This is a genomic window from Serratia montpellierensis (assembly GCF_020858655.1).
Lineage (GTDB): Bacteria > Pseudomonadota > Gammaproteobacteria > Enterobacterales > Enterobacteriaceae > Serratia > Serratia montpellierensis.
The window spans coordinates 371,868-385,700 of record NZ_VOSN01000002.1 but is presented as its reverse complement, the minus strand read 5'-3'; the positions used below and the strand labels follow the sequence as shown (position 1 = coordinate 385,700).

General features: G+C 59.5%; 13 protein-coding genes and 1 other annotated feature. Of the genes, 4 read left to right on the top strand and 9 right to left on the bottom strand.

Annotated elements, in window-relative coordinates:
* Positions 1–95: 95 nt before the first annotated feature.
* Positions 96–872 carry a peroxide stress protein YaaA gene (gene yaaA / locus FUU19_RS03075; RefSeq protein ID WP_230489589.1) on the top strand — a complete coding sequence of 259 codons (777 nt, stop codon included), beginning with the start codon at positions 96–98 and terminating at the stop codon, positions 870–872.
* A gap of 46 nt (positions 873–918) precedes the next feature.
* On the opposite strand, the gene thrC is transcribed toward yaaA, so the two are convergent.
* From thrC to FUU19_RS03050, 5 genes are all read right to left on the bottom strand, one after another.
* The gene (thrC, locus tag FUU19_RS03070) at positions 919–2,208 is read right to left on the bottom strand and encodes a threonine synthase (protein WP_230489588.1); all 1,290 of its coding nucleotides are present in this window, start codon (positions 2,206–2,208) and stop codon (positions 919–921) included.
* A 3-nt stretch (positions 2,209–2,211) separates the two neighbouring features.
* Entirely contained in the window at positions 2,212–3,141 is a 930-nt protein-coding gene (gene thrB / locus FUU19_RS03065; protein ID WP_230489587.1) for a homoserine kinase, read from the bottom strand.
* Position 3,142: 1 nt separating this feature from the next.
* A complete protein-coding gene (gene thrA, locus FUU19_RS03060; RefSeq protein ID WP_141971035.1) occupies positions 3,143–5,602 on the bottom strand; it encodes a bifunctional aspartate kinase/homoserine dehydrogenase I in 2,460 nt (819 codons plus the stop codon).
* Positions 5,603–5,631: 29 nt separating this feature from the next.
* Positions 5,632–5,749 (bottom strand) — a sequence feature (Thr leader region).
* Positions 5,688–5,756 carry a thr operon leader peptide gene (thrL, locus tag FUU19_RS03055; RefSeq protein WP_099785730.1) on the bottom strand — a complete coding sequence of 23 codons (69 nt, stop codon included), beginning with the start codon at positions 5,754–5,756 and terminating at the stop codon, positions 5,688–5,690. Its footprint overlaps the feature before it by 62 nt.
* A gap of 212 nt (positions 5,757–5,968) precedes the next feature.
* Positions 5,969–6,655, bottom strand: coding sequence for a tRNA/rRNA methyltransferase (locus FUU19_RS03050; RefSeq protein ID WP_230489586.1), 687 nt, complete (start codon positions 6,653–6,655; stop codon positions 5,969–5,971).
* 629 nt (positions 6,656–7,284) lie between these two features.
* Here FUU19_RS03050 and arcA point away from each other — a divergent pair.
* Positions 7,285–8,001 (top strand): two-component system response regulator ArcA, encoded by a 717-nt coding sequence (gene arcA, locus FUU19_RS03045; RefSeq protein WP_004933003.1) that lies wholly within the window; start codon positions 7,285–7,287, stop codon positions 7,999–8,001.
* Between the two features lie 52 nt (positions 8,002–8,053).
* On the opposite strand, the gene creA is transcribed toward arcA, so the two are convergent.
* Positions 8,054–8,533 (bottom strand): protein CreA, encoded by a 480-nt coding sequence (gene creA, locus FUU19_RS03040; protein WP_141971039.1) that lies wholly within the window; start codon positions 8,531–8,533, stop codon positions 8,054–8,056.
* A 340-nt stretch (positions 8,534–8,873) separates the two neighbouring features.
* Here creA and robA point away from each other — a divergent pair, with 340 nt between their 5' ends.
* Entirely contained in the window at positions 8,874–9,743 is an 870-nt protein-coding gene (gene robA / locus FUU19_RS03035; RefSeq protein WP_126179571.1) for an MDR efflux pump AcrAB transcriptional activator RobA, read from the top strand.
* On the opposite strand, the gene gpmB is transcribed toward robA, so the two are convergent.
* Complete coding sequence (gene gpmB, locus FUU19_RS03030; protein ID WP_038878534.1) at positions 9,740–10,387, bottom strand: 2,3-diphosphoglycerate-dependent phosphoglycerate mutase GpmB; 648 nt, start codon at positions 10,385–10,387, stop codon at positions 9,740–9,742. The two genes, robA and gpmB, sit on opposite strands and share 4 nt — an antisense overlap.
* A 101-nt stretch (positions 10,388–10,488) precedes the next feature.
* Between gpmB and yjjX the strand changes: the two genes are divergently transcribed.
* On the top strand, positions 10,489–11,007 hold the full coding sequence (gene yjjX, locus FUU19_RS03025; RefSeq protein ID WP_230489585.1) for an inosine/xanthosine triphosphatase: 519 nt from the start codon (positions 10,489–10,491) through the stop codon (positions 11,005–11,007).
* A gap of 10 nt (positions 11,008–11,017) precedes the next feature.
* On the opposite strand, the gene trpR is transcribed toward yjjX, so the two are convergent.
* Together trpR and sltY are read right to left on the bottom strand one after the other, a co-directional pair.
* Positions 11,018–11,347, bottom strand: coding sequence for a trp operon repressor (gene trpR, locus FUU19_RS03020; RefSeq protein WP_202670062.1), 330 nt, complete (start codon positions 11,345–11,347; stop codon positions 11,018–11,020).
* Between the two features lie 54 nt (positions 11,348–11,401).
* Entirely contained in the window at positions 11,402–13,330 is a 1,929-nt protein-coding gene (gene sltY / locus FUU19_RS03015; RefSeq protein WP_237731038.1) for a murein transglycosylase, read from the bottom strand.
* Positions 13,331–13,833: the final 503 nt, after the last annotated feature.

Sequence of the window (13,833 nt, the reverse complement as noted above, 5' to 3'; positions counted from 1 at the left end):
CGCCTGCGGTACGCGCCCCGGCCTATTGGACCGATTGCCCCTTTTTCCCGCGCTTTTTGCTACAGTATCCGCACTTGGATAAACAGGATCTGGCCATGCTCGTTATTATTTCCCCTGCAAAAACTCTCGATTACGAAAGCCCGCTGGCGACAGAACGCTTCACGCAGCCCGAACTGCTGGACAAGTCGAAACAGCTGATCAACATTTGCCGCGAGCTGACACCGGCGCAAATCGCCAGCCTGATGAGCATCAGCGACAAGCTGGCCGGGCTGAACGCCGCGCGCTTTAGCGAGTGGCAGCCGAAATTTACCCCGGACAATGCCCGTCAGGCGCTGCTGGCGTTCAAGGGCGACGTTTACACCGGCCTGCAGGCGCAGGATTTCAACGAAGCCGATTTCGACTTCGCCCAGCAGCATCTGCGCATGCTGTCCGGCCTGTATGGCGTGCTGCGCCCGCTCGATCTGATGATGCCGTACCGGCTGGAGATGGGCATCAAGCTGGAAAACCCGAAAGGCAAAGACCTGTACAGCTTCTGGGGCGATAAAATCACCCAGAAGCTCAACGAAGCGCTGGAGCAGCAGGGCGACGACGTGGTGGTCAATCTGGCGTCCGACGAGTATTTCAAGGCGGTGAAGCCGGCCAAACTGCACGGCGCGCTGATCAAACCGGTGTTCCTCGACGAGAAGAACGGCAAGTACAAGGTCATCAGCTTCTACGCCAAGAAAGCGCGCGGGTTGATGAGCCGCTTTATCATCAAAAATCGCCTGACGCGCAGCGAACAGCTGGTGGACTTCAACCTGGAAGGCTACGCCTTCGACGAAGGTGCCTCGCAGGGTAATGAACTGGTGTTCAAACGCCCGGAGCAGGCATAAAAAAAGCCGTCGCAAGACGGCTTTTCGCATTCTAGCCTGCTGAACTTCAGGCCGGCAGTCCCATCAGGAACTTGCGCAGCTCGCCGAAGCCGGCCGGGAGCGTGTGCGACAACAGCGGCAGATCGGCCCGCAGCGCCAGCGCTTTCGGCAACGGCAGTTCCTGGCCGAGGATCGCTTCTACGCTCTCTTTAAACTTGGCCGGATGCGCGGTACCGAGGAACAGGCCAAACTCTCCTTCCTGCAGCTGATCGCGCAGCGCGCGATAGGCAATGGCCGCGTGCGGTTCTGAGATATAGCCCAGCTCGGCCAATTCACGCATCGTTTCCCTGGTGGTCTCATCGCTGACCGCCGCGTGACCCAGCTCTTTCAGCTGCCAGACCTTACGCCGGAACAGCTCTTCCACGCGCGGCCAGTTGTTTGGCTGGCTGACGTCCATGGCGTTGGACAGCGTCGCGACCGTGGCGTGCGGCTGCCACTGGCCGCTGGTCAGGAAGCGCGGCACGGTGTCGTTGGCGTTGGTGGCGGCGATGAAGCGCTTCACCGGCAGACCCAGCGACTTGGCCAGCAGCCCGGCGGTCAGATCGCCGAAGTTGCCGCTCGGCACCGAAATGACCAGCTGATTGCGCGCTTCCTGCGGCAGCTGCGCCACCGCTTCGAAGTAGTAACAGATCTGCGCCAGCAAGCGGCTGATGTTGATCGAGTTGGCCGAGTTCAGGTGCAGCGCATCTTTCAACTCCTGATCGTCGAACGCCTGCTTCACCAGCGCCTGACAGGCATCGAAGTCGCCGTCGATCGCCACGGTGTGAATGTTGCCGCCCAAGGTACAGAACAGTTTCTCCTGCAACGGGCTGATTTTGCCCTGCGGGTAGAGGATCACCACCCGGACGTTTTTCAGGCCGTAGAAGGCGTGCGCCACGGCGGCGCCGGTGTCGCCGGAGGTGGCGGTCAAAATGGTCACCGGCTGATCGCCGGCCACTTCCGCCAGCATCTGCGCCATAAAGCGGCCGCCGAAGTCTTTGAACGCCAGCGTCGGGCCGTGGAACAGCTCCAGGCAAGAGACGTCTTCCGTCACTTTCGCCACCGGCGCCGGAAACTCAAAGGCGGCCTGCACGCGTTTCTTCAGCGCCGCTTCCGGCACCTCTTCGCCGATAAAGGCCGACAGAATGCGGCTGCTGCGGGTGACAAAGTCCTGCTCCAGCAGCTGGTCGATCTCGGTCAGTTCGAACTCCGGCAGCTCCAGCGGGAAGAACAGCCCCTGTTGCTTGCCCAGGCCTTGTTTGATCGCCTGCGCGAAGCTGACCTGCTCGTTGTGATCCTTAAGGTTGTACAGTTTCATGCGTTATCCCAGTAGTCGAGCGCCTGCGGTATCCAGACGGCAAATATGAACAAAACCTTCGTCGTTTTGCAGATAGTGTTGTTGCAGCCAGGCGGCCATGCGTTGCGCGGTGGCGCCGTCGTTGCAGACGGCGAACAGCGTCGGGCCGGAACCGGAGATGCCGCAGGCCAGCGCGCCGATCTCCTGCGCCGCCTTGCGCGCTTCGGCGAAGCCCGGCAGCAGACGGGTGCGGTACGGTTCGGCGATCACGTCCTGCATCAATTTGGCGGCCAGCTGCGGCTGCCGGGTGTGGCAGGCATGGATAAAGCCGGCCAGATAGCGGCCGTGGCTGATGCAATCCTGACGACGGTATTGGGCGGGTAAAATGGCGCGCGCTTCGGCGGTAGAGACCTTGATACCCGGATAGGCCATGACCCACAGCCAATCGTCGAAGCACGACACCTCCTGGCTGATGATGCCTTCTTCTTCCAGCATCAACTGCAGGCCGCCCAAATAGCATGGCGCCACGTTGTCGTAATGCACGCTGCCGGAAATGCGCCCCTCCAGCTCGCCCATCAGGCCGAGCAGCGTCATCTTATCCAGCGGGCGATCGCAAAATTCGTTCATCGCCATCAGCCCGGCCACCACCGAACAGGCGCTGGAACCCAGCCCCGAACCGATCGGCATGTTCTTCTCCAACCGCATCGCCACCGGCACTTCGCGGCCGATCTCCTGGCAGAAGCGCTCCCAACATTGATAAACGATGTTCTCTTTCGGCTCGGCCGGCAGCTTGCTGACGAAGCGCCCGGCATTTTGCAAACTGAACGTCTCGGCGGCTTCGACGCTGACGCAGTCGCCCAGCAGCGTGCCGTCGATCGGCGAAACCGCCGCGCCCAGCACATCGAAACCGACGCTGACGTTACCGATCGAGGCCGGTGCATACACCTTAACCATATTAAACTCCCAACTTCCATGACAGTGTGCGCAGCAGATCGGCGAACACGCCTGCTGCGGTCACATCGTTACCGGCGCCGTAGCCGCGCAGCACCAGCGGCAGCGGCTGATAGTAGCGGCTGTAGAAGGCCAGCGCGTTCTCGCCGTTCTTCACTTTATACAACGGATCGTTGCCGTCCACCGCCTCGATGCGCACCTTGCAGCGCCCTTCGTCGATCAGGCCGACATAGCGCAGCACCTTGCCTTGTTCGGCGGCGTTGGCCACGTTGCGCGCGAATTCTTTATCCAGCTCCGGCAGCCGCGCCAGGAACGGCTCCACGTCGCCCGACGCGTCGAAGGACGGCGGCAGCACCGGCTCGACCTCGATATCGCTCAGCTCCAGTTTATAACCGGCCTCGCGCGCCAGGATCAGCAGCTTGCGCGCCACGTCCATACCGGACAGATCGTCGCGCGGATCCGGCTCGGTGTAGCCGTTGGCCCGGGCCTGCAGGGTCGCCGCCGACAGCGACAGCCCTTCGTCCAGCTTGCCGAAGATAAAGGACAGCGACCCGGACAGGATGCCGGAGAAGCGCACCAGCTCATCACCGGCGTTCAGCAGGTTTTGCAGGTTCTCAATCACCGGCAGACCGGCGCCGACGTTGGTGTCATAGAGGAACTTGCGGTGCGAACCGGCAGCGGCCGCGCGCAGTTGCTGATAATAGTTCATCGACGAGGTGTTGGCCTTTTTGTTCGGCGTCACCACGTGGAAACCGTCCGCCAGGAAGTCCACGTATTGATCGGCCACCGCCTGGCTGGAGGTACAGTCGACGATCACCGGGTTCAGCAGGTGATACTCCTTCACCAGCCGGATCAGGCGGCCGAGATTGAATGGCTCCTGCGCGCCGGCCAGCTCGTCGCGCCAGCTGTCCAGCGCGATGCCGTGCACGTTGGTCAGCATCACGCGTGAGTTGGCGATGCCGCACACCCGCAGGTCGATATGTTTTTGCTTCAGCCACGGCTGCTGGCGGTAGACTTGCTCGATCAGCGCCCCGCCGACGCCGCCGACGCCGATGACAAAAACTTCGATCACCTGATCGGTGTTGAACAGCATCTGGTGGCTGACGCGTACGCCGGTGGTGGCGGAATCATTGCTGACCACCACCGAAATTGAACGCTCGGAAGAGCCCTGGGCGATGGCGACGATATTGATGTTGGCGCGCGCCAGCGCGGAGAAGAAGCGCGCGGAGATGCCACGCAGGGTGCGCATGCCGTCGCCGACCACCGAGATGATCGCCAGGCGTTCCATGACGTCCAGCGGATCCAGCACGCCGTCTTTCAACTCCAGATAGAACTCCTCCTCCAGCGCACGGCGAGCGCGCTGCAGTTCGCCCTGCGGCACGCAGAAGCTGATGCTGTATTCGGAAGAGGATTGGGTGATCAGCACCACCGAAATGCCGGCGCGCGACATCACGGCGAACACCCGCGCGGCCATGCCGACCATGCCTTTCATGCCCGGGCCGGAGACGTTGATCATCGCCATGTTGTTCAGGTTGGTGATGCCTTTCACCGGCATCGCGTCATCGGTGCTGTCTTTGCCGATCAGCGTGCCGGGGGCCTGGGGGTTGGAGGTGTTTTTAATCAGGCAAGGGATTTGGAACTGGGCAATCGGCGTGATGGTGCGAGGGTGCAGCACTTTGGCACCGAAATAGGAGAGCTCCATCGCCTCCTGATACGACATCGATTTCAGCAGCCTGGCGTCCGGCACGGTGCGCGGATCGCAGGTATACACGCCGTCGACGTCGGTCCAGATCTCGCAACAGTCGGCGCGCAGGCAGGCGGCCAGCACGGCGGCGGAATAGTCGGAGCCGTTACGGCCCAGCACCACCAGTTCGCCCTTGTCGTTACCGGCGGTGAAACCGGCCATCAGCACGATGTGATCGGCCGGGATCGCCGCTGCGGCGATGCGCAGCGTGGACTCGGCGATGTCCACGGTGGACTCCAGATAGTGACCCTGCGCCAGCAGTTTCTCCACCGGGTTGATCACCGTGACCGGGTAGCCCTTGGCGCGGAACACCCCTTCCATGATGGCGATGGAGAGCTTTTCGCCGCGGCAGATGATCGCCGCGTTCACGCTGTCCGGGCACTGCCCCAGCAGCGAGACGCCGTGCAGCACCTGCTTGAGCTGCGCGAATTCCTGATCGACCACGCCCTTCAGGCGATCGTACTCAAAGCCCGGCAGCGCCTGCGCCAGGCCGCTCAGCAGATCGGCAAAGATCCGCTCGGCGTCGCTGATATTCGGCAGAATGTCCTGGCCCGCCACCGTTTTGTCGATCATCGCCACCAGATGGTTGGTGATTTTTGCGGGGGCGGACAAGACCGTGGCTACCTGTCCCTGACGCGCGTTACTCTCCATGATGTCGGCGACGCGCAGAAAACGTTCTGCATTCGCCACCGAGGTTCCGCCAAATTTCAGCACTCGCATGTGTGATCTCTCCGAATTTAAGCCGAAAAAAAAAAAAAGCCCGCACTGATTAGGTGCGGGCTTTTTTCTGTGTTTCCTGTGCGCGTCAGCCCGCCCCGTTACCTGTGGTATCGGTGGTGGTAATAATTGTGGTAGTCAGGCTGATATTGCGCATGTTGTCTGTCTGTCTCATGAAATACTCTGTCCCCTCTATTGGTTAAAGCAATCGCTATCCCAAGTCAAACGATTTCTTTTTTTTGCTTATTTTCCGTTCAGCGGCGGTAATGCGCGATGCAACAGGTGAAAAGCAAAACGACAGAACAAAAAAACAAATTAAAGCCTACTTACCAGTTGATTACGCTGGGTAACTGCTTGATAAAGCCGCTATCACTTGGCGAGTTTTTTTTCGATGTCGTGCAGCAACGTATGCAACATCGCCGTATCTCGCTGTTGCAACGCCCCGAGGCGCTGGTGCAGCCAGTCGCGCAATTTTTGGTCATCGCCGACATCCAAGGTGTCCAACAAGGCATCGGCGCGGTGGCGCAGCGCTCTGAGCTGCCCTTCAGAGGCCGCCGTTTCCTGCGGCGTGCTGACGCCCATCAAGCTCGCCAACTGGTAGCAGTAAACCATGACCGCCTGGCCCAGGTTAAGCGACGGATAGTCCGCCTGCATCGGCACCCCTGTCAGCAAATCCGCCAGCGCCAGCTCTTCGTTGGTCAGGCCGGAATCCTCGCGACCGAACACCAGCGCAGTCTGACCGACCCATTGCCGGCGCTCGCTCAACTGCTCCAGCAGCTCAGGCGGCGTGCAGTAGTAGTGAAAGCGCGCGCGGCTGCGGGCGGTGGTAGCAACGGTGAAGTCGACATCCGCCAACGCCTGCTCCAGCGTGGCGAACGTTTGCACGCCGTCGAGGATCTCGCCGGCCCCGTGCGCGACCCAACGCGCAGCCGGCTGCAGGTGCGCCTCGCTGTCGACGACGCGCAGCGACGTGAAGCCCATGGTTTTCATCGCGCGCGCCGCCGCGCCGACATTTTCCGGCCGCGCCGGAGCCACTAAAACAATATGAAGCTGCATCACTCTTCCACCGAATGCGGGCCTGCGTTTTTGACGGTGGCGCAGCGCCCGCTTATATTTACAATTACGCAACAATAAACGCGTTAATAGCAACAAACAAGATTAAACGGCTCGTTGAGCTAATAAACCCGTCGTAATAGTCATTATTCCTGCTTATGTTTTACTGCATTTATTTATCAATGAGTTAAAGCAACGCGATGATCAATAAGCGAATAATTGTATCCTATCGGGCCGGATAATGCTGAATCGTTCACAGAATTTGACGTTCTGTGACTTAAACTGGCATTTCTGTAAGTGTTTTTCACAAATCTGTTAACGTGCTACAATTGAATTTGATATATGTCAACAAAGCGTAGTTTTGTTGGGTGATGAATTCGGCACGCGCTGTTATATTGCTGTTAATGGGGTTAGGATATGCGCCAATTTGGCCCCCCAGGGGTTGTAGGGAACAGCATCCCCACCAGGCTAGCGATCTTGTTGACATGAGATGGAAAGTGCATCAAGAACGAGTTTACGTACTTTAGTCATTTGCTGAGAGGGAACGTGGCGCTATCTCTGCCCTCCTCTAAGAAAACAGAGACTTCTGTACTTCCGATTTTCTATTTTGTTGGCAATTTTAGGTAGCAAATATGCAGACCCCGCACATTCTGATTGTCGAAGACGAGTTAGTCACTCGTAACACCCTGAAGAGCATTTTCGAGGCGGAAGGCTACATTGTTCATGAAGCCAATGATGGTGCAGAGATGCACAATATCCTGTCTGAAAATGATATCAATCTGGTCATCATGGACATCAACCTGCCAGGCAAAAACGGCCTGCTGTTGGCGCGCGAACTGCGCGAACAGGCCAGCGTCGCCTTGATGTTCCTGACCGGTCGCGATAACGAAGTGGATAAAATCCTCGGCCTGGAAATCGGCGCCGACGATTACATCACCAAACCGTTCAACCCGCGTGAGCTGACCATCCGCGCACGCAACCTGCTGTCGCGTACCATGAACCTGGGCAGCCTCGGCGAAGAGCGCCGTCTGGTCGAGAGCTACAAGTTCAACGGTTGGGAGCTGGACATCAATAGCCGCTCGCTGATCAGCCCGGCCGGCGAACAATACAAGCTGCCGCGCAGCGAATTCCGCGCCATGCTGCACTTCTGCGAAAACCCGGGCAAGATCCAGTCCCGCGGCGAACTGCTGAAGAAAATGACCGGCCGCGAACTGAAGCCGCACGATCGTACCGTGGACGTCACCATCCGTCGCATTCGCAAACACTTCGAATCGACGCCGGACACGCCGGAAATCATCGCCACCATTCACGGCGAAGGCTACCGCTTCTGCGGCGATCTGGAAGAGTAATTCCGGCCTGCCGTCATGAAAACGGGGTTCAGCATGCTGAACCCCGTTTTTTTTATTTCGCCTCGGCCCACGGCATGATCGGCACCGCGCTCAGCGCATTCTTCGGTGAGCCGTCGATCACCTTGTCAGAGTAGCTCAGGTAAATCAGCGAATTGCGCTTGGCGTCGTAGAAGCGCACCACCTGCAGCTTCTTGAACACCAGCGAGGTGCGTTTCTGGAACACCACATCGCCTTCCGCCTTGCCGTTTTTGATCTTGTCGCTCAGCTCGATAGGCCCCACCTGTTGGCAGGAAATGGCCGCGTCGGCGGTGTCTTCCGCCAGCCCCAGGCCGCCTTTGATGCCGCCGGTTTTGGCGCGGCTGATATAACAAGTTACATTTTTAACATCCGGATCGTCGAACGCCTCCACCACGATTTTGTGGTCCGGCCCCAACAATTTAAACACAGTATCAACGGAGCCCACCTGCTCCGCCTGCGCGCTGCCAACGCTTGCGCAAACCAAACCGAATAAAAATATCCAGCCTTTTTTCATTTACTTAACTCCGATGTAACCTTGCCGCAAAAATAGGTTCGGCGATCGCCATTATTTATGTCTAAGCTCACGGAATCGGTTTTTACGGGTCCGCACCGACCGTTTTAGCACAGAGCGTGACAAAAATCTTTGAGAGTCGCGGAGTAAAAAAATTGCTATGATGCGGCGTCGTTATTTCTTTGCGCCCACTACGGTGTACCCCAATCCAACTCTGGCGCGGCATGCGCAGCAGAGGCAAAGAGTGCAACGCATAATGGCTCATGGATCGGTCTGATAGCGCAGCACCAGCGTGACAAATCAACAGTTCGGGTTCCTACCCCAAGCTTTACGAGGAAGATCTATGGATCAAGCCGGTATCATTCGTGATCTGCTTAGCTGGCTGGAAAGCCATTTGGACCAACCCTTGTCGCTGGATAACGTAGCGGCCAAGGCTGGCTACTCCAAATGGCATCTGCAACGGATGTTCAAAGATATTACCGGTAACGCCATCGGTGCTTACATCCGGGCAAGGAGACTGTCCAAAGCCGCCGTCGCGCTGCGCCTGACCGGCCGGCCGATTTTGGATATCGCCCTGCAATATCGCTTCGACTCGCAGCAGACCTTCACCCGCGCCTTCAAGAAACAGTTTGCGCAAACGCCGGCGCTATACCGCCGCGCCGAAGACTGGAACGCGTTCGGCATCTGTCCGCCGATCCGTCTGGGGGCCTTCACCCTGCCGCAGCCGGAATTCGTCTCGTTGCCGGATAAGCCTCTGGTCGGCCTGACCCAAAGCTACTCTTGTACGCTGGAACAGATCACCACCGTGCGCACCGAACTGCGCTCGCAGTTCTGGCGCCAGTTCCTCGGTGACGTCGATACCCTGCCACCGGTGCTATACGGGCTGCACCACTCGCGCCCGAGCCAGGAGAAGGACGACGAACAGGAAGTGCTGTATACCACGGCGCTGGAGCCGGATCAGGTGCCTGACAAGGTGCAGGAAGGCCAGCCACTGGTGTTGCCGGGCGGCGAATTTGCGATGTTCAGCTACGAAGGGCCCACCGAGGGGCTGCAAGACTTCATCCTGACGGTGTATGGCACCTGCCTGCCGGCGCTCCAGCTGACGCGTCGCAAGGGGCACGACATCGAGCGTTTCTACCCGAAAGGCGAGCGCCGTCCGCATCAGGCGCCTATCGAGATCAAGTGCGATTACCTGATCCCGATTCGGCGTTAACGCTGCAGTTCGTCCAACGCGGGCATGTCCAGGTGCGTGACATCGCCCGCCGTTTCCACGATCCAGCCGGAAGCCAGCCACGGGCTCTGCTGGTGATCGACGCGCGACAATGAGCAGTTGCGCAAGCGCAGGCGGCGTTCCGCATAGGCCGGTAGCCCAAGCACCGTACTGATCAAACACCCCAACGCAATGCCATGGCTGACGAGCAGCGGTTTACTGCCTTCAGGCAGCATCAGGCAGCTCTCCAGCGCGGCGCGCATGCGCTCGCCCAGCTCCTCCATGGATTCGCCTTGAGGGATACGGCCGTCAGGAGTACCATCGACCATCTGTTTGCGCCACTGCTCTTCCTGCGGCGTTAAACTGTCGATCAGGCGTTCTTCCAGAACCCCCATGTGCAGCTCACGCAAACGCGGATCGCAAATCACTTCGCAGCCACAGGCTTCGGCGATGATCTGCGCGGTGCGGCGTGTGCGCCCCAGGTCGCTGGTAATGATATGCGTAATGCCTTCTTTGCTGACGCGCCTGGCGACCAGACGGGCCTGGTGTTCACCCATGGCGGTTAACGGGCTGTCGGACTGACCCTGGATGCGGCGAGCCGCGTTCCATTCCGTTTCGCCATGGCGAACGAGGTATACCTGTAACATTTTTGTTTTCCGTTATACTGCGTGAAATTTGCGTTTATCCCCGGCCCGGCGGCGCCTTCGCCGCTGCCCGGCGTATCGGCCAGAAGGATATCAAACCCGTTATGTACCATGTTGTCGCTGCAACTACCAACCCGGCAAAGATCAAGGCTATTCAACTGGCCTTCGACGACGTCTTCGGCGCGGGCCAATATCGCATTGAACCCGTCGACGTCGCCAGCGGCGTCTCGCTACAGCCGATAGGCAATCACGAAACGCGCACCGGCGCGCGTCAACGCGTGATGGAAGCTCGCCAGGTCAGGCCCGAGGCCGATTTTTGGGTCGGCGTGGAAGCCGGGATTGAAGAGAATATGACCTTCGCCTGGATGACCATCGAGAACCCATCCATCCGCGGTGAATCCCGCTCGGCGAGCCTGATGCTGCCGGAAGTCATCTTACAAGGTATTCGCGGCGGCCGCGAATTGGGCAGCGAAATGGCGACAATCACCGGCAATGCCGAGGTGAAGCGTCAGGGCGGTGCCATCGGCGTCTTCACCGACGGCCGGCTGAGCCGCACCAGCGTTTATCATCAGGCGCTGCTGCTGGCGCTGGTGCCGTTCCACAACGCCATCTATCAGCAATAACCCGAGCCTGCTAGGGCGCGTCACGCAGCAACTGCTGCTCAAGCCACTGTTTCAGCGCGGGTGACGCCGCTTTCAGGCTGTTCGAGCCGCGGGTGATGGTGGCGATCCCCGCGCCCAATTCATTTTTCAGCTCGCGCTGGCTCATCTCGCCGCGCATCAATTCCTGAATGATCCGCACCCGAGTGCCCAGCGCGGTGCGTTCGTCCGGCGTCAGCATCAGTTGCAACAGCGGTTGATGCAACTCTTGCGCAAACGAATTCTGCAGCAGCGCGACGAAGCGCAGCCAATCCTCATTGCCTTGTTCTGAAAGAGCGGGGTCGTTTAACGATAATTGCGTCATGGCAGCCACCATACTATTTAACTAGTACAGCAGCATACCATAGGGCCGTCAAAATCAATAACGTCTCTGCCACTCGGCGTCGGTCAGCACCTTGGCCGGCCGGTGCGTCAGATAACGGTAAAACGCATCATAAGCCAGCACGTTCTTCACGTAGCCGCGAGTTTCCGAAAACGGAATGCTTTCGATGAACGCCACCGGATCGATCCGCCCCGCGCTGTTGCCCAGCCAGGTATTCACCCGCGACGGGCCGGCGTTATAAGCGGCGCTCGACAGAATGCGGTTGCGCCCGAACTGCTGATAGACCGACTCCAGATAGCTGGTGCCGATGGTGATGTTGGTCTGCGGATCGAACAGCTGGCTCGGGCCGACATAGCCGGGAATGTTGAACATCTGCACCGTATGCTGCGCAGTGCGCGGCATCACCTGCATCAGGCCGGAAGCGCCAACCGGCGACTGCGCCTTCGGATTCCAGGCGCTCTCCTGACGCGCTATCGCCATCGCATAGCTGCTGGTGATCCCCTTGTCATCGGTGGCGCGGCGGAACTCCTGTGGCCAGGCGACCGGGAAGCGTTCCTCCAGATGATCCCACAGCTTGCCGACGATGGTCGCCTGCACGCTCAGATCGGCCCATTTTTGCTCAAAGGCGTAACGCGCCAGCGCCTCTTGTTCCGGCTGGCTGCGGCTGGCGACGTAGGAGCCCCACTCGCTGCGGGCCAGGTTGTCCATATTCCAGTACATCAGCTCGCGTACCCGGGCCACTTCCGGCCCGTCGGTCAGCGACGCGCGCGGCTTGGCCGCCACCGCCACCATCACCGGGTAGGTGGCGTTCAGCTTCTGCGCCGCCACCATCGGGTAGAAGCCGCGCTCGGTCATCAGGTTGCGCAACATCTCCTCGCCTTCGGCGCGTTTGCCCTCGTCCATCAGCTGGCTGGCGCGCCAATAGCGCCACTCATCCTTGTTGCGCGACGCTTCCGGCAGGCGCGCCAGCCAGGTCGCCACGCCCTGCCGATCGCCGTTGCCCAGCGCCATGCGCACCCGGCGCTCCAGCAGCGACGGCGAACGACTGCGCAGAATCACCTGATCGCGCCACTGCGCCTGTTCAAGGGTGGCATCGCTGCCCATCAGGCGCCAGGCCACCGCCTCTTCCAGCCCCAGCCGCTCGTCGTCGCTCATTTTTTGCAGCCGCGCCAGCGTCGGGATCATCGCCCGCGCGTTTTCCACATCCTGCCGCGCCAGGCGCTCAAAGGCGATGCCGGTGGCGGCGCGGGTAAAGTCGGTCGGCCCCACGCTGCGGGCGAAGGCTTCCACGGTGGTCGGATCGTTTTGCAAACGCACCAGTGCGTTGCCCATGGTCTGGTAGTCGGCCGGCAGCTGGCTGTAAAGGTTGCTGACCAGCGAGCTGTTGCCCTCTTTCAGCGCCAGCTTCATGCGCGCCAGAATATCCAGCGGCGTCTGCTTGCCTGCGCCGCGCCAGACGCTGAACAGCCGATCGCAGGCACCCGGCAGCGTTTTGCCGTTCAGCCACAGCTCGTCAGCGCCGCTCCAGGCCGCCTGCTGATCGCCGGTGGCCCACTTGGCATAGTAATAGTTGCAGCGCGCCGCCACCGGTTTGGGCGGCTGCGGGCTGAAGGCCAGCAGGGTGCGCCAGTCCTCGCGACGCGCCAACTCATTGACGAAGCGCGGCGCCAGTGATTTCGCCGGCGGCAGCGTCGGGTTGCGTTTGATAAAGTCGTTCACCTCGGAGAACCCCGCCTGACTCAGATCCTGAGTCAGCTCGCGGTATTCCAGGTAAGGATAAAGCGGGTAATCGCGCAGTGTCGGCATCAGCTGCGCCACCACGTCCATCTGATTGCCGTCCCACGCCTGTTTGATCTGCTGGTAGCGCTGACGTTGCGCATCCAGAGAATCCGCCAGCGCCGCGCCTGAAAACGCCGTCAGGCACAGCCCCATCGCCAACAGCCGTCGCTTGTCCACCTTGACCATCCTCGCTCTTTCCTCACTGGTTATACCGCAGGAGCCGCCCAGCTCCCCGGTGACCGCCGCGCCACGGCGCCGCGGGACAAAATAAAGCCGGGCACACGGCCCGGACGCAGATATCTACCATAGACAGCGCAATCGCTTATCCATTCAATACTGTAGAAGAAGAAGTGTATCGCCATGACCGGAGTCAGGTAAAAAACGTTTACTTTGGCTGACAAATCAGGCCGACGGGATATTTACGGCCACCGGATTTTTATTAGCCGCAGCGGCGTTTATTGGAGAAGTAAAATACCTTTTAATTATTAGCTATCACATTATTTCATTTGATAGAGGGTACAGCCGTTGCGCAAATCGCCTGACAGCTGGCCAAACGCGCCAACTTTGCAGAAAAGCGGTGGCAAACCCGGGTAGGCATTTTTATACTATCAAAAATAAGTAGGATAATTCCGAGAAAACAGCACATAAAGCGCCCAACGAAGACATCTTATAATACAATCCGCGCCAAT

Excerpts from the sequence above, each read along its gene's own strand:
- trpR (WP_202670062.1), bottom strand. The coding sequence starts at position 11,347 with ATGACGCAATTATCGTTAAACGACCCCGCTCTTTCAGAACAAGGCAAT.
- robA (WP_126179571.1), top strand. The coding sequence starts at position 8,874 with ATGGATCAAGCCGGTATCATTCGTGATCTGCTTAGCTGGCTGGAAAGC.
- thrC (WP_230489588.1), bottom strand. The coding sequence starts at position 2,208 with ATGAAACTGTACAACCTTAAGGATCACAACGAGCAGGTCAGCTTCGCG.
- gpmB (WP_038878534.1), bottom strand. The coding sequence starts at position 10,387 with ATGTTACAGGTATACCTCGTTCGCCATGGCGAAACGGAATGGAACGCG.
- thrA (WP_141971035.1), bottom strand. The coding sequence starts at position 5,602 with ATGCGAGTGCTGAAATTTGGCGGAACCTCGGTGGCGAATGCAGAACGT.
- yjjX (WP_230489585.1), top strand. The coding sequence starts at position 10,489 with ATGTACCATGTTGTCGCTGCAACTACCAACCCGGCAAAGATCAAGGCT.
- thrB (WP_230489587.1), bottom strand. The coding sequence starts at position 3,141 with ATGGTTAAGGTGTATGCACCGGCCTCGATCGGTAACGTCAGCGTCGGT.
- arcA (WP_004933003.1), top strand. The coding sequence starts at position 7,285 with ATGCAGACCCCGCACATTCTGATTGTCGAAGACGAGTTAGTCACTCGT.
- creA (WP_141971039.1), bottom strand. The coding sequence starts at position 8,533 with ATGAAAAAAGGCTGGATATTTTTATTCGGTTTGGTTTGCGCAAGCGTT.
- FUU19_RS03050 (WP_230489586.1), bottom strand. The coding sequence starts at position 6,655 with ATGCAGCTTCATATTGTTTTAGTGGCTCCGGCGCGGCCGGAAAATGTC.
- yaaA (WP_230489589.1), top strand. The coding sequence starts at position 96 with ATGCTCGTTATTATTTCCCCTGCAAAAACTCTCGATTACGAAAGCCCG.
- sltY (WP_237731038.1), bottom strand. The coding sequence starts at position 13,330 with ATGGTCAAGGTGGACAAGCGACGGCTGTTGGCGATGGGGCTGTGCCTG.